We start from the raw sequence: 17,093 nt of genomic DNA, 5'->3' as shown, positions 1-17,093 counted from the left end.
CTGCGCCAAGGGAATGCCGGCCAGCGGCCGGCACTACCCCTGCAACAGACGACGCATCGTTCTGGTAGGTGCCAACCTTGGTTGGCACGAAACCCACGGCGCCGACCAAGATCGGCATCTACAGACGGCGATTGCCGGGCAGTGGCCGGCATTACCCGGCGATGCTCAGCGCTTGTACTTCGGCACGAACACCTTGTTCACCGCGTCGGCCAGCTGGTCCGGCGGCAGCAGGCCCTGGTCGAGCAGGAAGTTGTTGAACGCCAGGCGGTCGAACTTCGCGCCCAGCGCCAGCTCGGTCTGCATGCGCAGTTCCAGGATCCGGGTATATCCATAGAAGTAGCTGCCGGCCTGGCCCGGCATGCGCACCATGTAGCGGTCCAGCTCCTGGGTGGCCATCGCCTTGGACAGGCCGACCTGCTCCATCAGCACCCGCTCGCCGTTGGCACGGTCGGTCAGGCCTAGGTTGAGCATCGGGTCGAGCATCGCGCGCGCGGCACGCAGCAGGCGGAACTGCAGCGCGATCATCTGCCCGTCCAGCGGCTCGTACGGCACCATCTCGGCTTCCGCGTACAGTGCCCAGCCTTCCACGTTCACCGAATTGAACGCGAACATGGTGCGCGCCAGCGAGATGCCGCGCTCGACCATCGCGGTGAACTGCAGCTCGTGGCCCGGGCGGCCTTCATGCGCGCTCAGCGTCCATGCCGCTGCCCCGAAGCTGAAGTCGTCGTACTGCGCGCCCGGGCCCGCGGCCGGGTTGCCCAGCGGCAGCACGAAGGTGCCCTGCTGCCCGGTGTTGTTGACCAGCGGCGCCGGCAGGAAGTGCGGGGCCGGGCTGGCCGCGCTCTCGGCGGCCGAGCCCAGGCGCATCTGCATCGCGCGCTTGGGCACGTCGACGATGGCGTGCTCGCGGATCAGCGGGTCGATCGCATCGATCACCTTGCGGTAATGGCCTTCCAGATGATCGTCAGCGATCTTGTCGGCCTTCAGCGCGCGGATCACCGCCACCGGGTCATTCGGATCGGCCACCTTCAGGCCCTTGTCCTTCACCACCAGCGGCGCCAGCTGCTGCATCGCCGAGCGGGTTTCCATGAACTCCAGCTGCGCACGCTGCATCAGCAGCTTCGGGTCGATGTCGATGCCGACCTGCTTGAGCTGGTAGGCGTACAGCGGCGCCGGCAGGCGCGCGTCGGCACGTGCCTTCGGCAGCACCTCGGTGCGGGTCCAGGCCGCATAGTCCTTCATCTGCCCGGCCAGGGTCTTCATCGCCTCGTCGGCACCGGCGATCTGGTACTTCTTCAGCAGCGACTCGATGCCGGTGATGTAGGTCTCGACGTTGTCCAGCGACTGCTGCACTTCGATCTTCGTCGGCTGCAGCAGCGTGCTGTCCTTCAGCCGCTCTTCGTAGCGCTGGCGCGCCAGCGTAGTGAAGGCGGTGCCACCCGGCTGCAGGCCGGCATAGGCCTTGAGGCGGTCGATCGCCTTGGCGCGGCGCTCGGCCGGCACCTGGTCGGACAACAGCAGGTTGAGGCCGCTGAACACCGTCTGCGGCGCATCACTCCACGGCAGCAGGTACTTCTCGTTGAGCTCGCTGCCTTCGATGTTCTGGCTGGCGGCATGGATCATGATCTCCAGGTCCTGGCGGACGTTGGGATCCTGCTCGGTGGCCAGCTTCGCCTTCAGCTCATCACGTGCCTTGGCCATCGCGGCGCGGTAGCGCTTGCCGTTGTCGGGGCCCAGGTCGGCCACCTTGTCGTCGTAGCCGGGCACGCCGAAGAAGCCGGTTTCTTCCGGCTGGAACGGCCCCTGCGCATCCAGCAGGATCTGCGCCAGCGCATTGCTGCGGGCGACCCAGGCCGGGCTGGCCGGGGTGGTGGCCTTGGCGGCGGGTGCGGCCAGGGCCGGCGGTGCGGACAGCAGCGGGGCGGCAGTCAGGGCCAGGGCAACGGCCAACGCGATCGGCTTCATGGTGCACTCCAGGACAGGGTTGCCCGCACCCTACGCGTTCAGTGCGGCGGCGACAATCGGCCGGAGGTCACAATGCGGCGGTCAGCGGGCACTCGCCACGATCACGGCAGGCCTGCAGCGCGCATTCGTGCGCCGCTTCATCATCATCCAGCGCGGTCAGGTCGAAGGTCTGCTTGTCCTCGGCCAGCACGTACATCACCGGGTAATCCCACACGTCATCGCTGCGGGTGCCCTTCACGAACAACCGGCCGTGCGCGTGCGGCCCTTCCAGCGAGACGGTCAGGCCGACATCACGCTGGCCGTTGATCGCGGTCTGCATGCTGCCCAGCGGCATCGACCCGGCACGCAGCGGCTCGCCGAACGCGTCCACCAGCTCGATGCTGCAGCCGGCGCGGCGCAGTGCTTCGCGCATCGGCGGGCTCTCGCGCGCCGCCTCGCTCCAACCCAGCACGCTCCAGGCCACCACGCCACCGACCGTGCCCAGCACCAGCACCACGGTCAACGGCATCGCCCAGCGCCAGTGGCGGCACCACCAGCCAGCAGATCGCTGCTGATGAGCGGGAATCGGCGGTGGCAGGGTCATCGGCGGGCTCCTTCCCGGCTGTGGTTCAGGGTTTCAGGCAACGTCCCAAGAAGGCTTCGGCCACGCGGTAGCGATGCAGCGCATCGGCACCGGACAGGCCATGCTTGGCGCCCGGGTAGGTCATCAGTTCGAACGGCTGGGCACGCTTCTGCAGCGCGCTCATCAGGCTGGTCGAGTTGGTGAACAGCACGTTGTCGTCCGCCATGCCGTGGATCAGCAGCAGCGGCGAACGCAGGCCCTCGATATGGGTCAGTACGCGCGCTTCGCGGTAGCCCGCTTCATTGCGCGCCGGCAGGTCCATGTAGCGTTCGGTGTAGTGGCTGTCGTACAGGCCCCAATCGGTGACCGGCGCACCGGCCACGCCGCAGGCGTACTGGTTCGATGCCTTGGCCAGCAGCATCAGGGTCATGTAGCCGCCGTTGGACCAGCCCTGCACGCCGATGCGTGCCGGGTCGACCCACGGCTGCTGCTTCAGCCACGCCACGCCGCGCAGCTGGTCGGTCACTTCCACCGTGCCCTGCTTGCCGTACAGCGCGCCGCCGAAGTCACGGCCACGACGCGGGGTGCCGCGGTTGTCCAGCGAGAACACCACGTAGCCCTGCTGGGCCAGGTACTGGTTGAACAGGTGATCACCGCGGCCGGGCCAGCTGTCGGTGACGGTCTGGCTGGCCGGGCCACCATAGACGTACACCGCCACCGGGTAGCGCTTGGACGGATCGAAACCGGCCGGCTTGATCAGGCTGTAGTTGAGCGGCGTCTTGCCATCAGCGGCGGTGAGCGTGCCGAACTCGATCGGGCGCTGCGCGTCACGGTAACGCGCATACGGGTGCTTGGGATCGGCCAGGTCGTTCTCGAGCAGGGTGGCGATCTTCTCGCCATTGGCGCGGAACAGCTCGATCTGCGGCGGCGTGCTGCTGTTGGACCAGCTGTCGACATAGACACTGGCGTTGCGGGCGAAGCTGGCGCTGTGCATGCCCGGCGCCTTCGACAGCCGTTGCGGCTCGCCGCCCTGCAGCGACACCGCGTAGATCTGGCTTTCGCGCGAGGTCTCGATGCCGGCGCGGAAATAGGCCTTGTCGGCCTTCTCATCGACCGCCAGCAGCTCGTCCACCGGCCAGTTGCCGCGGGTCAGCGCGGTGGCTTTGCCCTTGCTGTCGATGCGGTACAGGTGCTGGAAGCCGGTGCGTTCGGACGACCACAGCACGCTGCCGTCTTCCAGGAAGCGCAGGCTGTTGTGCAGCGGCACCCAGGTCGGGCTGGTTTCGTGGGCGAGCACGCGCTGGCGGTTGGAATCGAGCGCCACTTCCACCAGGTCCAGTTGCTTCTGGTCACGCGACTGGCGCTGGAAGCTCAGGTGCTGCGCATCGCGCCAGTCGACGCGGGCCAGGTAGATGTCCTGTTCCTTGCCCAGGTCGACCCAGCGCGGTTGTGCGTCGGCGGCCGGCGCGATCACGCCCAGCTGCACGCGCACGTTGGCATCGCCCGCGGCGGGATAGCGCTGCTCGATCACGTCGGTACGGTCGGCATAGACTTCGTAGCGCTTCTGCACCGGCACCGGCGACTCGTCGATGCGCGCGAAGGCGATGGCCGAATCGTCCGGCGCCCACCAGTAGCCGGTGTGGCGGTCCATCTCTTCATCGGCGACGAATTCGGCCACGCCGTTGCCGATCGTGGTGCTGCCGTCGCGGGTCAGCTGCAGCTGCTTGCCGCTGGCCAGGTCGATCACCCACAGGTTGCGGCCGCGGATGAAGCTGACGAAACCGCCCTTCGGCGACAGCTTGGCGTCGGTGGCGAAGCCCTCGCCGTGGGTCAGCTGGCGTACCGCGGCCTGGCCCTGCTGCTTCAGGTCATAGAGATACAGTTCGCCGCCGAGCGGGAACAGCAGGCGCTGCGCGTCCGGCGACCACTGGTAATCAACGATGCCGGTCATCGCGGCGATGCGCTGGCGCTCGCGGCGGGCCTTCTCCTCATCGCTGAGGGTCTCGGTGCCGGGCAGCACCACCTTGGAGTCGACCAGCAGGCGGGTCTGGCCGCTGCCGATGTCGTAGGTCCACAGGTCCAGCTGGTTACGGTCGCTGTCCTTGCCGCGCAGGAAGCTGACCTGCGACCCGTCCGGCGCCACCTTGGGCTTCATCAGGGTCGGGCCGGACAACGGCAGCGGGCCGGTGATGGCTTCCAGGGTCAGCTTTTCAGCGTGGGCGGCGGTACTGGTGGCGAGCATGAGGGCGAGCGAAGCGAACAGGTGGCGCATGGAGTATCCCGGCAAACGACAGGTCCGCTGCGCGCGGTGGGCACGCGGCGGTCGTCCCCCATCCTAACCAAGCCCGTGCAGGAAGACAGCATGACCTTTTGCCCATACGGAGTGCCGACGAGTGCCGACCAACGGTCGGCACCCACCACCAGTAGATCCACGCCATGCGTGGATGACGCCGTCCCGGGTCAGCGCTGGCCGAACAGGTGCCTGCGTTCTTCGTCGCTGAGCGGCTTGCCGGCGTTCGGGTTCACCTGCTGGCGCAGGGCGTAGGCGCGCTGGGTGGCCGGGCGCGCGGCGATCGCTTCATGCCAGCGCTTCAGGTTCGGGAACGCGGCAAAGTCGACCGGGATCTTGTCGTAGGCGCCGATCCACGGGTAGCTGGCCATGTCGGCGATGGTGTATTCATCGCCGGCCAGGAAGGCGTGCTGGGCCAGGCGCTTGTCCATCACCCCGTGCAGGCGGCGCACTTCGTTGTCATAGCGCTCGATGGCATACGGGATCTTCTCCGGCGCGTACACATTGAAGTGACCCATCTGGCCGCTCATCGGGCCCAGCCCGGCCATCTGCCAGAACAGCCATTCCAGGGTGGTGACGCGGCCGCGCGGGTCGCTGGGCAGGAACTGGCCGGTCTTCTCGGCCAGATACAGCAGGATTGCGCCGGACTCGAACACGCTCTGCGGGGCACCGCCATCGGCTGGGGCCTGGTCGACGATGGCCGGCATCTTGTTGTTGGGCGAGATCGCAAGGAAATCCGGCTTGAACTGGTCGCCCGAGCCGATGTTGACCGGGTGGATGCGGTACTCCAGGCCGGTTTCCTCCAGCAGCAGGGTCACTTTGTGGCCGTTCGGGGTTGGCCAGTAATACAGGTCGATCATGGCGGCGGCTCGGGGTGCGGAAAGGAACCTGGAGTCTAGTGCGAGAGTTGGGTTGGCACCGTCATGGCGGGTCGGTAACCTCGCGGCTCCCCCGAAACGCACTGTCCTGCATGAGCCACAGTCCTCGTCCCCTGTCCCCGTTGTCCTCGCTGATCTTCGCCTCGCGCTGGCTGCAGCTGCCGCTGTACCTGGGCCTGATCCTTGCCCAGTGCGTCTACGTATTCCTGTTCGGCAAGGAGCTCTGGCACCTGCTGTCCCACTCCGTCTCGATGGGCGAACAGCAGATCATGCTGATCGTGCTGGGCCTGATCGACGTGGTGATGATCTCCAACCTGCTGGTGATGGTGATCGTTGGCGGCTACGAGACCTTCGTCTCGCGCCTGCGCCTGGAAGGCCATCCGGACCAGCCCGAATGGCTGAGCCACGTCAATGCCAGCGTGCTGAAGGTGAAGCTGGCAATGGCGATCATCGGCATTTCCTCGATCCACCTGCTGAAGACGTTCATCGCCACCAGCGCGCTGAAGGGCCTGCCGCTGTGCAAGCCGGAACAATGGGCGGCCGCGGTGTCGTCGGCTTCGACCAGCTTCTACAGCGCTGGCGTCGAGACCTGCACGACCATGACCCAGGAAGGCGTGCTCTGGCAGACCATCATCCACTGCGTGTTCATCCTGTCGGCGATCGGCATCGCCTGGACCGACAAGCTCATGTCCAACAGCCACAGCAAGCCGCACGACAAGGCACACGACCACTGAGGCCGTCGCCGGCAGCGGCCTGACCGCCGTTGCCTGTCCCGGCCACCGCCCCTTGTACGCGGCGGTGGCCGGGATGCTAGATTGCACCCTCGCCGTTGCCGGCGGTGGCGTCGGGAAACGTCACCCAGCCGCGCCCGGACCACAGGTCCCGGCCATGCATATCAATGATTTACGTCACGTCGTCTTCTAGAGGGGAGCAGGATGTCGCACGTCTCAATGATCACCGCCGCGCGCCGGTGGCTGCCGGTTGCCCTGGCACTGGCGCTGGCCGCCTGCTCGGGCAAGGAGGAAGCTCCGGCTTCCGCGCCGGACAAGGCGCCCGCCGCTGCTGCACCGGCCGCTCCGGTGGTCGCTGCCAAGGTGCAGTCGATGGGTACCGAACAGCTGCGCGAATCGGCCAGCCAGGCGCTGCGCGAGAACCGCATGTACGCACCGGCCGGTGACAACGCCATCGAGTACTACCTCGCCCTGCGTGACAAGACGCCAGACGACGCCTCGGTGAAGAGTGCGCTGACCGACCTGCTGCCCTACACCCTGATCGCCGCCGAGCAGCATCTGGCGCGCGAGGATTACACCGAGGCGCAGCGCCTGGTGGCATTGATCGAGAAAGTGGATGCGTCAGCGCCGGCGCTGCCGCGCCTGAAGGAAGGCCTGGCCAAGGGCGTGCAGAACGCCGCCAAGCGCACCGAAGCGGAAGCCGAAAAGGCGAAGAAAGACGCAGAGGACCGCAGCAAGCAGCAGACCGAGCAGCAGCGTCTGACCGAGCAACGCGCCAAGGAGGCCGATGCCGCCAAGCAGATTGCCGCGCAGCAGGATGCCGCACGCCGCGACAACGAACGGCAGGAGGCCGAGCGCCAGGCCGCCGCCCGTCGTGAAGCCGAGCAGAAGCAGCAGCAGGCCGCCGCGCAGCAGGCGAGCGCCGCACGCCAGGCTGCGGCGCCGGCTGCACCGACCCTGCGCCCGGTCAGCACGCCGGCGCCGCGTTATCCGGGCGAGGCCCTGCGCTCGGGCACCTCGGGCGAAGTGCTGGTGGAGATCACCGTCGGCACCGACGGCTCGGTGGTGAACGCACGCGTGCTGCGCGCGACGCCCGGCCGCGTGTTCGACCGCGAAGCCCTCAACGCAGTGAAGCGCTGGCGCTTCGAGCCGGTCAGCGCCCCGGTTACCACCCGCCGTACTCTGGTGTTCGCGCCGGGCGGCTGATGCCGCGGCAACGCCGGGCCACGCCCGGCGGTCTGGATCAAGGCCCGGCATGCCCGGGCCTTGTGTTTTTCAGGCTGCCGCGTCGATCAGCCGTTGCAGGACCGGATCGCGCGCCGTCATTACTCTGAAAAGGCCTAGCGCGTGCAATGCCGGCAGCAGATCGCGAAGATCGACCTCTGCCGCGGCACGGGTGGCAGCACTGCCCGCAGGATCCTGCCAGTCGCGCACGCTGGCGAGGAAAGCGCCGACGCTGCCCTTGCGCACGGTCAGGCCGTTCACGTGCACGTCGTCCTGGTGATCGGGGAGGATGTCCTGCGGTTTCATGGGAATGGGCTCCTTGGGATGGGCCGCCAGTCTCAGGCTTGCAGTTCGACCGTTCTGCCGTATAACTGCCAACGTATATGGCAGATCAGCCAACCCAAGTGCCTTTGATCGATCCCGCACTGGCCGATGCGGCCACAGGGCCGTGGCTGCTGGGCGTACAGCTGACCATGCCGGGGACGCGACGCACGCCGCGTCACCAGCACGCACGCGGGCAGCTGCTGGGTGCGCGCCGCGGCCTTATGAGCATCGAAGCCGGCGACCAGCACTGGCTGCTTCCGGCGGGACACGTCGCGTGGGTCCCGCCTCGCCTGCCGCATGCATTGGCCAGCCTCGGTGACTTCGACGGCTGGAGCCTGTACTTCAGTACTTCGGCCTGCGCGCCATTGCCCACTGTACCGCGCGTGTTCCAGCCCAGCATGCTGCTGCAGGCGGCGGTGCCACGCGCTCTGCAGTGGAGGCACGGCGCATTGGGGGATGCGCAGCTGAGGCTGGCCGGAGTAATTGGCGATGAGATCGCAGCTGGTCTTCCGTTGCCGCTGGCACTGCCGCAGCCACGCGATCGCCGCCTGCGACGGATCGCCACCGCGCTGGCCCGCGCCCCACATGATCCGCGCAGCGTGCAGGACTGGGCCGCTGCCAACGGCCTGTCTGGCCGCAGCCTGGCTCGCCATTGGTTGGCCGAAACGGGCATGCCGCTCAGCCACTGGCGGCAGCGGTTGCGCGTACTGTTGGCATTACCGCGCCTGCTGTCAGGCGAAACGGTCATCGAAGTCGCGCTGTCGATGGGCTATGAAACACCCAGTGCATTCATCGCCGTGTTCAAGCGCGAGATGGGGGTGACACCGGCACGCTATGGTGCGGGGTGAGACTTGGCATGGTGGACCGGAAAAGGGCCAGCCACACCAGAGATGCTACTCCTCTGGACGCCACATCATCCGTTCCTTGTGACGCTCCAACGCCCGCGCATAGATGTCCGGATCGCTGGCGAATTCAGCCATGAACCTTGGCTCTGGAAGTCGATAGGGATCCTCAGGATCAATCTGGCATTCCGCCTCGATCTCAGGTGGGAAGACCGGCTTGCGGCAGGTCTTGAAAGTCAGCCATCGGCAGAGCGTCAGCGCGCCATAGATCGGGAACATCAGGTTGGTACGCAACGGCATCAGTGCCGTGCCCATCATCAGGATGACCATCAGCCAGCAGTTGCGGATCGTTGGGTCCGGCGAGAGCGTGATGACCCTGTCACGTGGGTCGTCGTAACAGTTTTCCGGGCCGTCCTGCATGTAGCGGCAGATCAGTGCCCATTCCTCGAGAATGTGATCGTCGTGATGCCAGAAGTGTCCGACGGTGAAGGTCTGCTGTATCTGCTGATTGCGGTCAAGAAGGTGACACCTGAGATCACGCAGCTCACGGTTCTGTGCGCCCCGGCCGATGTGGAAGAAAGCGTAAGGCGAACCCCAGGGCACGACCGTCACGCCTCCAGGGCCGTTGTGCCTGAAGAAGTAGATCTTGCGGGTGATGCGATTGAAGCGGACCGGGTAGTGGGTGTACTGGAAGAGGTCATGTCTCAGATATATAAGCCACGTAGGAAGGATGATGCCAAGTGACATTACCGCCACGATGGCGAGATAACCGCCGCTGCCGATGACACCCTCTTCGGTCTCCGAAGCAGACTGTGCAAATGCAAGGAACATCCATATGCCGATAGTGCATCCAACGAGCGCAGCAATGCAGTGCGCCATACCCTTAACCTTAAAAGTCCTATCAACAAATTCAATGTACGTCGAATTGAAGCGAATCAGGCCGAAGGCGTCATCAGGAACTGACTTTCCAAAATCATCATTCTTGAGCGCAGCACGCCTCTCGACATGATCCAGCCCACGATCTTTCGGAAATTTCGCAACCCACCCAGTAAGCATCTGGTTACAACCTGATTCTTTTCAATTCATGCATCTGCTCATCTACCCCTTGGAACTCCCCAGCGGCATTCTTTCCGAAGTGAAGCGCCCGATCCATCCAGCGTTCGGTGTCGTCCGGCTTGAACCACGCGACAACCACAGTTATGGCAGCCGCGATGATCATCAGAATGATCGCTAACGGTATAGCCATGCCGAACAGAACCAGCAAGGAGGACACTACTGACAATGTACCGCTGAGACCGAGCCCAAAACCGTATGCTTTATTGAGCTTGGACTCACGCGCCCCTTCGTAGATCGTCAATCCGCCCAACACCATGCCAGCAATCCCACTCAACCACCGCCCCGACGCGTAGACGGCTGCTGCACGAGTCTGAGCATAGGCCGCCCATCGCCCCAACGGCTCCGCCAGCTTCTGCGAGAACCAGGGCAACTTCGATCCGATCTCACCCAACAGCATCGCCGAGTCTCCCACCAGCGCACCCACCCCAGCGGCAAAGTTGGCGCCCAGCAGCGGGCGGTCACGCGGCAGTGCCTTGCTGTACTGCCGACTCAGTTCGAACAGACTGGCGGAGGCAAATACCAGGCTGGCCGTGCCATAGGCGAACGAGGGGTTACCGACTTTGGCGAAGCTGCCCCGTATCGCGTCATACATATCGACGGTGGTCAGCGTTCGTGACAGCTCTGCATGGCGCGACGTTCCGGTGATCACCGCTTTCGCGTTCAGCGCCTTGAACAACCGCAACTGGTCGCTGTCCACCAGGGCAACGAGTCCGATCCTGAAACGCTTTCCGTCCATATCGGCATCAGCCGCAGCAACGGCGTGCGCTGCCACCGCGCGTGCTTGGCTGGCCGCGTTCAAGCCTGCGCGTTCGCTGACGGCCATCGCCAGAGCATTGCGCGCGCGCTTGGGCGTCGTGTATCCGCTCAGGTCCACCAGCTCGGCATCCGGCGATGCCGACTGGGCGAGTGCGGTCAGCATCCCCACTTGCATCCGGGTGGGCAACAGCATGGCGCTGCCCTCGAACGCCTTCCTGACGCCGGCTCCGATCATTCGCGTCAGTGGCCCTGAAAGCTGCTCCACCAGCCGTGCCGTCCCCTGGAACATCGCACTCAGCTTTCCGGCGGATTCTGCATCCAGCAGTGCCTTGAGCGCGTTGGACAGGCCGTTGGCCGCTGTCAGCCAGTCCCGCGTGCCCGGCGCGACACTGGCCTTCTCCATGGTCTGCTTCCAGGTCTTCAGCAACGCATCCTGGTTCCACATCTGTGCTCGCAGGAGGATGGCTCCGGGGTCCTGCAGATCTTCCAGCTGCAGCTGCTCGAGCAGATAGCCCATGATGAGGCCGCGCGAGGCTGAGTCACGCAGCAGGTTGGTCACGACTTCCTGGTAGAGCACCCCGCTGGTGCTGTCCTTGCTGTCGAAGTTGCTCTGCATGTGCTGCTTGAAGGCAGGCGCCTGCCACCATGCGATCATTGCCCGATCAAGATCGGCCACGGTGTGCTCATAGAACCGCTCCTGCGCAGGCGCGTAGATCTTCTTCAACCAGTGGGTATGCGCATCGGCCTTGCGCAGGTGACGGCTGTACTTGCGCCAGGACTTCTCTGCCTGGGCCAGCACCGCCTCCTCATCCTCGACAGCAAATATGTCGTGATTCCACGCTTGCAGTGGCCTGGCCAGCTGCTCCGCGTTGGTCTTTCCGCCCAGTATGCTGACCACGCCACGACCGAACAGGGCCGCTTCCCTGCGGCGGTACCCGACGTCTTCGAAGGCCCCCTGTCGCACGGCGCCCTCCATCAGCGAGATGGACGAGGCAGACTGGACCCTCTCCCGCCGCTCAGGCTCGGCCTCCCATTCAAGAATGCGTTCGATGGCGAGCTGGTTGAGATCGGAAATGATGCCGATCGGATCGTCCAGCGCCACCAGCGCAGGCGGCGATACCTGCGGGTGGCCAGCAGCAATGCCTGCCTGCGCGATCAACTGGTCGACCTGCGCGGTGGAGTAGTTTGCCCATTGATCCAGGCTGTATTCGAACGCATGCACACCGGGAACTGCGTTGATCGCCGGTATGCCCTGCACTCCCCGATCATTGCGGGAGACTGTCAATGTCGTGGATGGTTTGGCGAGATGGAGTTCAGCCACCAGCGCGGGAGCTTGCCCGAGTTCGGCAAGGTGTGGCTGCGGCTGCCCACCGGCCCGCCACGCGGCAACGTCAATGCATCGCATGTGCCGCTGGCGATAGGCGGGGTCCTGGTGCATCCCCCACACCCTGCGCGTCCACGGTGCGCTGCTGTAGGCCAGCCACAACAGGGTTGCTTGGGCGGCATCGGGCACGATGATGCATTTGGACAGCAGCGTTTCGCCGTGGCGCGAGCACCTCGCCGGCCGTGTATCGTTCTGCGGCGGCGGGGTCTGGTCGCGGATGTCGAACGCACTGAGGTCGCCGTATTCATTCAACTACCATGCCCTCCACTCATCGCGCGCCTGGTGGTAGCTGTAGACATAGCCGCCGCGCAGGAGGCGAAGTGCATAACGTGCAGACACTTCCGGCAACGGCTGCTCGCCCGCAACGCCATCGAATGGCGCTTGCAGCACCGGCGCCGCCTCACGGACCTCCGCATCTGCCCGCGCCACCGCGTAGCGCGCAAGCAGCAGCGGCAATCCGGACGTGATGCAGTTCGGGCAGTAGTCGGGATCGCTTTCGAGTCCAGTCATGCCGCCTCCGTCTGCAGACCGTGTTGGCGTTCCAGTTCGCAGGCCATGCGATAGGACATCCCCTGCTGATGGACACGCTGGAGCCGCAGGTTCAGTGCCGCCTGCTCGGCCGGATCCCCGGTGCCGCGCAGTCGCTGGCACGCATACACCTGCTGATCGTCCAGATCCTGCAGCCCCATGCTCTGGGCTTCGCCGATCGCCTGCAGCACCGCAGGCAGCAGCGTGCTTGCATGGCCGCCCCTCTCTTCGGAAAGATCTCTCAGGCAACCATTGATGCAGGCGACCTGGGCCAGAACACTCCACTGGTCCGGATGGATCAAAGGGCCGGGCGGACCCTCGGCAACCGGCCGCGGGTGAGTACGCCACGTGTTGCCCAGCGGCTCATGCCAGGTCCATGCCGAGATCGGTCCCATCAACTGTGCCATCTGCGAAGGACCCAGCAGCCACCGAAGGTGTCGGAACACCCGTGCGTCGTGGATGCGGAACAACACCCTTCCGGCATGCGGTCGCAGAAGGGCCATCCGGTTCATCAGATGGTTTCGGACCCGGTCCGGTACGTCACTCTCAAGCAGGGTGCAGAACAGCGGCCGGCCGCGATCACGCAGCTGGGCATCGGCCCGCTCAAGCAGTTCAAGCCGCGTCTGCCAAGGCAGTGCATGCAGTGGCACCAGCAAGGGGGGATTGTGCAGTCGCCTGCCCAGCAGCGGTGGGTTCAGCGGTTCGACGGGAAGATCGGCGAACTGTGCGGCAGCGACCTGCGTCGGATCGACGATGCCATGCGTCTGCGCGAGGAAGGTGCGGTGCCCCATGTCGACAGGGGCCGCGTCTGGTGAGTCCAGGTCCATTGGATCACGGTGGGAAAGTGTGATTCCACGGTAGGACCCTGCACCTGAGGCGTTAAGAGGCAGACGCGACAGTTCGCGCAATCGCCCCACTTTTGCAACTTTTCGTACGGCGGTGCCGACGCCCTGCAGCCGGACACGACGAGGCCCGGAATGACCGGGCCTCGCTTTAGATCCGCCGGGCGTAGCCCGGCGCGTGCCCTGGGGTCAGCCGGAGATGGCCAGGCGTTCGTTGTGGTAGCGGCGAACCGCGGCGAACCACAGCACGGCGGCCAGGCCCAGGCTGGCGCCGAGGTAGATCGCCCACACCGAGGGGGTGATGGTCTCGTGCCGGATCACCTTCAGCAGCATCTGGTTCTGCGACAGGAACGGCACCGCGTACTGCCACAGCTGGCTTTTCACCGGATAGGCGATCAGCGCGTAACCCGGCAGCATCGGCAACAGCATCAGCCAGGTCATGTGGCTCTGGGCTTCCTTCATGCTCTTGGCCGCAGCGGCCAGGAAGGTCAGCAGCGAGGTGCCGATCAGCAGCATCGGCAGCATCACCAGCAGCATCTGCACCATCGCCATGATGTTCATGTTGAGCTGGCGGCCGATGTTGCCCGGCGCGATCTGGGCACTGACCTTGAACGCGATCAGGGTCAGCAGCAGCGACGCGAAGCCGACCATGCAGGCGGCGGCGATCTTGCCGCTGACAATGGCGCTGCGCGACCCCGGCGTGGCCAGCAGCGGTTCAAGAGACTGCCGCTCGCGCTCGCCGGCGGTGGTGTCCATCACCAGATAGGCGCCGCCCAGGAACGAGGTCAGGGTCAACAGGATCGGCAGCAGTGCCGACAGCATCAGGCCACGCTTGGCTTCGGCACTGGCCATGTCCTGGCTGGCCATGTCCAGTGGCCGTGCAACCTGGGCGTCGATGCCACGCGCCATCAGCCGCAACGCGCCGACCTGGCCGTTGTAGGTGGCCAATGCCGCCTGCAGGCGCGCAGTGGGCACCTCCGCGGCACGCCGCGTGCTGTCACGGATCACCTCCACCAGCGCCGGCTTGCCGTCGGCCCAGTTGCTGCCGAACTCCGGGCTGATGCGCAGCGCCACGTCGATCTCCTGCGAGCGGATGGCCTCGGCCAGGTCCTTCGGCGCGGCAGTGGCATTCAGGCCCTGGGCGGCCAGGAAGCGGACCAGGTTCGGCGCGTGCTCGGCACCGATGGTGGGAATCTGCAGCGGCTGCTCGATCTGGGTGCGCACGCGGCTTTCAGACAGCTTGCCCATGCCCAGGATCAGCAGCGGGTACAGCAGCGGGCCGAACAGCAGGGTCAGCGCCAGTGTGCGGCGGTCGCGCGACAGGTCACGCAGCTCCTTGCGCATCACCGTCATCAGGGTCGACATCATGCTCATGCGTGCAGGCCCTCTTCGCTGCCGATCAGTTTCACGAACGCGTCTTCCAGGTTGGATTCGCCGGACTGCGCGCGCAGTTCATCGGCACTGCCGGCGGCCATCACCGTGCCCTTGGCGATGATCACGATGTGGTCGCACAGCGCGCCCACCTCCTGCATGATGTGGCTGGACAGGATCACGCAGCGGCCCTCCTCGCGCAGGCCCAGCAGGAAGCGGCGCAGCGCGCGCGTGGTCATCACGTCCAGGCCGTTGGTGGGTTCATCGAGGATCACGTTGCGCGGGTCGTGCACCAGCGCGCGGGCGATGGCGGTCTTGGTGCGCTGGCCCTGCGAGAAGCCATCGGTCTGGCGGTCGAGGATGTCACCCATGTCCAGTGCATGCGACAGCACTTCGATGCGTTCGCGGATGCGCTGCGCGGACAATCCGTGCAGTTCACCGAAGTAGGCGATGTTCTCGCGCGCGGTCAGGCGCTTGTAGACGCCGCGCGCATCGGGCAGCACGCCAAGATGGCGCCGCACTTCCACCGGGTCGCGGGCGGCGTCGATGCCGTCGACGCTGATGCTGCCCTGGTCGGGTGTCATCAGCGTGTACAGCATGCGCATGGTGGTGGTCTTGCCGGCACCATTGGGGCCGAGCAGGCCGGTGATCTGGCCATCGGCGGCACGGAAACCGACGTTGGACACCGCCTGGATGCGGCCGGTGCGGGTGTCGAAGGCCTTGTGCAGGTTGTCGGCGACGATCATGGGGTCCATCCGTTGAACGAGGTGAACGCCGGCACGTAGCTCAGCGTATCCAGGCAGCTGGCATCGAGCGCCTTGGCATCGGTGGTGTCGATGAACTGGCCAAGCAGCCGCGGCATGCAGCCGGCGTTGAGCGTGCCATGGCCCTGCCCGCGGGCGACCAGCGCACGGCCATTGGGCAGGCCCTTGAGCACCTGTTCGGCATAGCGCGGCGGGGTGACCGGATCCAGTTCACCGGAGAGCAGCAGCACCGGCAGGTTCGACTTCAGCGGCGCGGTCAGCGCGGTCGGCGCCGGCTGGTGCGGCCACACCGGGCAGGCCGCGAAGAACGCACGTGCCGCTTCGGCACCGAACAGGGCGTCATCGCTCTCTGCCGGGGCCTGGAAGCGCGGCGCATCCTCGCTGCAGATCACCGACCACTGCATGCCACGGTTGATCTGGAAATCCATGCTGCGGGTCGCGCCGCGCACCAGCGAGGCCAGCGGTGCGTATCGGCCCTGCGCCGCTTCATCCAGCACCAGCGGCAGCAGCGAAGAATATTCGGGCACGTAGGAGAATGCGAAGGCCAGGCCTACCACGCTGTCCGGAGTCAGCACGTCCTGGCGGGGCGCATTGGTGCCGGGATCGCGGTAATCGACCGTGACCGGCGCACGCCGCAGGGTCTCGGCCACGGCGCGCAGCTGTTCCCGGGTATCGACCGGGAACCGCTTGCTGCAGACGGCATCCTTGCGGCACTGCGCCGACTGCAGGGTGATCGCGTTGTCGAACGTGCGGGCAAACTCGCCGCCGACCACCAGGTCGTTGGGCACCACGCCATCGATGACCAGGCTGCGGGTGTGCTGCGGGTAGGCGATCGCGTAGCGCTGGGCGACGCGCGTTCCGTAGGAACCACCGACCAGGTTCAGCCTGTCCACGCCCAGCGCCTGGCGTACGGCGTCCAGATCGGCGATGGCCTCGGCGGTGGTGTAGAAGCGTGCGTCGGCGCGCCCCTGCAGCGAGGCTGCGCAGCGCTGCGCGTAATCGCGCAGCGAGGCCTCGGTGGGGGCCGCGTCCTCGTCCATCTGCAGTTCCTTGCCATCCGCGCCGAGGCAGCTGAGCGGGTTGGAACCGCCGGTGCCGCGCTGGTCGATCAGGAACACGTCGCGCTGCTTGCGCACCTGGCGCAGCGCGCTGTCGACGATGACCGCCACTTCGCTGGCGGCCTGCCCGGGCCCACCGGCCAGGAAGAACACCGGATCAGGCTGGCCGGCTCCGCTGCTGCCCGATTCCAGCCAGGCGATGCGCAGGTCGATCTGACGGCCGCCGGGGTGGGCGCGGTCCTCCGGGACCTGCAGGGTCGCGCACTGGGCTTCGACATTGGCGCTGGCACCTTCGGTGGACAGCGTGCAGGGCTGGAAATCGATGGCGCCGAAGCGGCGGCTTGGGGCGTCGCTGGCGCCCTGGGTGTCGGCTGACGGCGGCTGGCTGCAACCGGCAAGCATCAGGCTGGCCAGCATTCCGGCCAGCGCGAGGTGGTGTCTTTGCATCGTGCTCGTTT

At 66.0% G+C, this 17,093-nt stretch carries 13 protein-coding genes and 1 pseudogene; 3 read left to right on the top strand and 11 right to left on the bottom strand.

Features of this window, described 5'->3' with window-relative positions:
- Nucleotides 1-165: 165 nt before the first annotated feature.
- From QRO93_RS08380 to QRO93_RS08365, 4 genes are all read right to left on the bottom strand, one after another.
- Nucleotides 166-1,965 carry a DUF885 domain-containing protein gene (locus QRO93_RS08380; RefSeq protein ID WP_180879454.1) on the bottom strand — a complete coding sequence of 600 codons (1,800 nt, stop codon included), beginning with the start codon at nt 1,963-1,965 and terminating at the stop codon, nt 166-168.
- 67 nt (nt 1,966-2,032) lie between these two features.
- On the bottom strand, nt 2,033-2,548 hold the full coding sequence (locus QRO93_RS08375; protein WP_133935869.1) for a cytochrome c oxidase assembly factor Coa1 family protein: 516 nt from the start codon (nt 2,546-2,548) through the stop codon (nt 2,033-2,035).
- A gap of 25 nt (nt 2,549-2,573) precedes the next feature.
- Entirely contained in the window at nt 2,574-4,799 is a 2,226-nt protein-coding gene (locus tag QRO93_RS08370; protein WP_180879452.1) for a S9 family peptidase, read from the bottom strand.
- Between the two features lie 188 nt (nt 4,800-4,987).
- Complete coding sequence (locus tag QRO93_RS08365) at nt 4,988-5,677, bottom strand: glutathione binding-like protein (protein WP_180879450.1); 690 nt, start codon at nt 5,675-5,677, stop codon at nt 4,988-4,990.
- A 110-nt stretch (nt 5,678-5,787) separates the two neighbouring features.
- Here QRO93_RS08365 and QRO93_RS08360 point away from each other — a divergent pair, with 110 nt between their 5' ends.
- Both QRO93_RS08360 and QRO93_RS08355 read left to right on the top strand, forming a co-directional pair.
- Nucleotides 5,788-6,429, top strand: coding sequence for a TIGR00645 family protein (locus QRO93_RS08360; RefSeq protein ID WP_053451107.1), 642 nt, complete (start codon nt 5,788-5,790; stop codon nt 6,427-6,429).
- 201 nt (nt 6,430-6,630) lie between these two features.
- Nucleotides 6,631-7,632, top strand: coding sequence for an energy transducer TonB (locus QRO93_RS08355; RefSeq protein ID WP_006475839.1), 1,002 nt, complete (start codon nt 6,631-6,633; stop codon nt 7,630-7,632).
- Between the two features lie 69 nt (nt 7,633-7,701).
- Here the strand turns inward: QRO93_RS08355 and QRO93_RS08350 are convergent, their stop codons facing one another.
- On the bottom strand, nt 7,702-7,956 hold the full coding sequence (locus QRO93_RS08350) for a hypothetical protein (RefSeq protein WP_006475840.1): 255 nt from the start codon (nt 7,954-7,956) through the stop codon (nt 7,702-7,704).
- Nucleotides 7,957-8,033: 77 nt separating this feature from the next.
- On the opposite strand from QRO93_RS08350, the gene QRO93_RS08345 reads away from it, so the two are divergent.
- Nucleotides 8,034-8,822 carry a helix-turn-helix domain-containing protein gene (locus QRO93_RS08345; protein WP_180879448.1) on the top strand — a complete coding sequence of 263 codons (789 nt, stop codon included), beginning with the start codon at nt 8,034-8,036 and terminating at the stop codon, nt 8,820-8,822.
- Between the two features lie 45 nt (nt 8,823-8,867).
- Here QRO93_RS08345 and QRO93_RS08340 read toward each other — a convergent pair whose 3' ends face one another.
- The 6 genes and pseudogenes from QRO93_RS08340 to QRO93_RS08310 all read right to left on the bottom strand — a co-directional run bounded on the left by QRO93_RS08340 (nt 8,868) and on the right by QRO93_RS08310 (nt 17,082).
- Complete coding sequence (locus QRO93_RS08340; protein WP_180879446.1) at nt 8,868-9,872, bottom strand: DUF6708 domain-containing protein; 1,005 nt, start codon at nt 9,870-9,872, stop codon at nt 8,868-8,870.
- 4 nt (nt 9,873-9,876) lie between these two features.
- Nucleotides 9,877-12,582 (bottom strand): annotated as a pseudogene (locus tag QRO93_RS08335) (T6SS effector BTH_I2691 family protein).
- Complete coding sequence (locus QRO93_RS08325; protein ID WP_148565002.1) at nt 12,579-13,427, bottom strand: DUF4123 domain-containing protein; 849 nt, start codon at nt 13,425-13,427, stop codon at nt 12,579-12,581. Before QRO93_RS08325 ends, QRO93_RS08335 begins: the two are co-directional and overlap by 4 nt.
- A gap of 204 nt (nt 13,428-13,631) precedes the next feature.
- The gene (locus QRO93_RS08320; protein WP_053451114.1) at nt 13,632-14,816 is read right to left on the bottom strand and encodes an ABC transporter permease; all 1,185 of its coding nucleotides are present in this window, start codon (nt 14,814-14,816) and stop codon (nt 13,632-13,634) included.
- Nucleotides 14,813-15,559, bottom strand: coding sequence for an ATP-binding cassette domain-containing protein (locus QRO93_RS08315; protein ID WP_040006902.1), 747 nt, complete (start codon nt 15,557-15,559; stop codon nt 14,813-14,815). The genes QRO93_RS08320 and QRO93_RS08315 overlap by 4 nt, the downstream gene beginning before the upstream one ends.
- Nucleotides 15,556-17,082 (bottom strand): alpha/beta hydrolase, encoded by a 1,527-nt coding sequence (locus tag QRO93_RS08310; protein ID WP_180879441.1) that lies wholly within the window; start codon nt 17,080-17,082, stop codon nt 15,556-15,558. Before QRO93_RS08310 ends, QRO93_RS08315 begins: the two co-directional genes overlap by 4 nt.
- Nucleotides 17,083-17,093 lie beyond the last annotated feature (11 nt).

The organism is Stenotrophomonas maltophilia group sp. Smal17, assembly GCF_030237045.1.
Taxonomy (GTDB): Bacteria; Pseudomonadota; Gammaproteobacteria; order Xanthomonadales; family Xanthomonadaceae; genus Stenotrophomonas; species Stenotrophomonas forensis.
This window is presented reverse-complemented; position numbering and strand designations above follow the sequence as displayed.

Coding starts and splice junctions, on each gene's coding strand:
- QRO93_RS08315 (WP_040006902.1), bottom strand. CDS start 15,559: ATGATCGTCGCCGACAACCTGCACAAGGCCTTCGACACCCGCACCGGC.
- QRO93_RS08345 (WP_180879448.1), top strand. CDS start 8,034: ATGGCAGATCAGCCAACCCAAGTGCCTTTGATCGATCCCGCACTGGCC.
- QRO93_RS08340 (WP_180879446.1), bottom strand. CDS start 9,872: ATGCTTACTGGGTGGGTTGCGAAATTTCCGAAAGATCGTGGGCTGGAT.
- QRO93_RS08370 (WP_180879452.1), bottom strand. CDS start 4,799: ATGCGCCACCTGTTCGCTTCGCTCGCCCTCATGCTCGCCACCAGTACC.
- QRO93_RS08365 (WP_180879450.1), bottom strand. CDS start 5,677: ATGATCGACCTGTATTACTGGCCAACCCCGAACGGCCACAAAGTGACC.
- QRO93_RS08350 (WP_006475840.1), bottom strand. CDS start 7,956: ATGAAACCGCAGGACATCCTCCCCGATCACCAGGACGACGTGCACGTG.
- QRO93_RS08360 (WP_053451107.1), top strand. CDS start 5,788: ATGAGCCACAGTCCTCGTCCCCTGTCCCCGTTGTCCTCGCTGATCTTC.
- QRO93_RS08325 (WP_148565002.1), bottom strand. CDS start 13,427: ATGGACCTGGACTCACCAGACGCGGCCCCTGTCGACATGGGGCACCGC.
- QRO93_RS08375 (WP_133935869.1), bottom strand. CDS start 2,548: ATGACCCTGCCACCGCCGATTCCCGCTCATCAGCAGCGATCTGCTGGC.
- QRO93_RS08380 (WP_180879454.1), bottom strand. CDS start 1,965: ATGAAGCCGATCGCGTTGGCCGTTGCCCTGGCCCTGACTGCCGCCCCG.
- QRO93_RS08320 (WP_053451114.1), bottom strand. CDS start 14,816: ATGAGCATGATGTCGACCCTGATGACGGTGATGCGCAAGGAGCTGCGT.
- QRO93_RS08355 (WP_006475839.1), top strand. CDS start 6,631: ATGTCGCACGTCTCAATGATCACCGCCGCGCGCCGGTGGCTGCCGGTT.
- QRO93_RS08310 (WP_180879441.1), bottom strand. CDS start 17,082: ATGCAAAGACACCACCTCGCGCTGGCCGGAATGCTGGCCAGCCTGATG.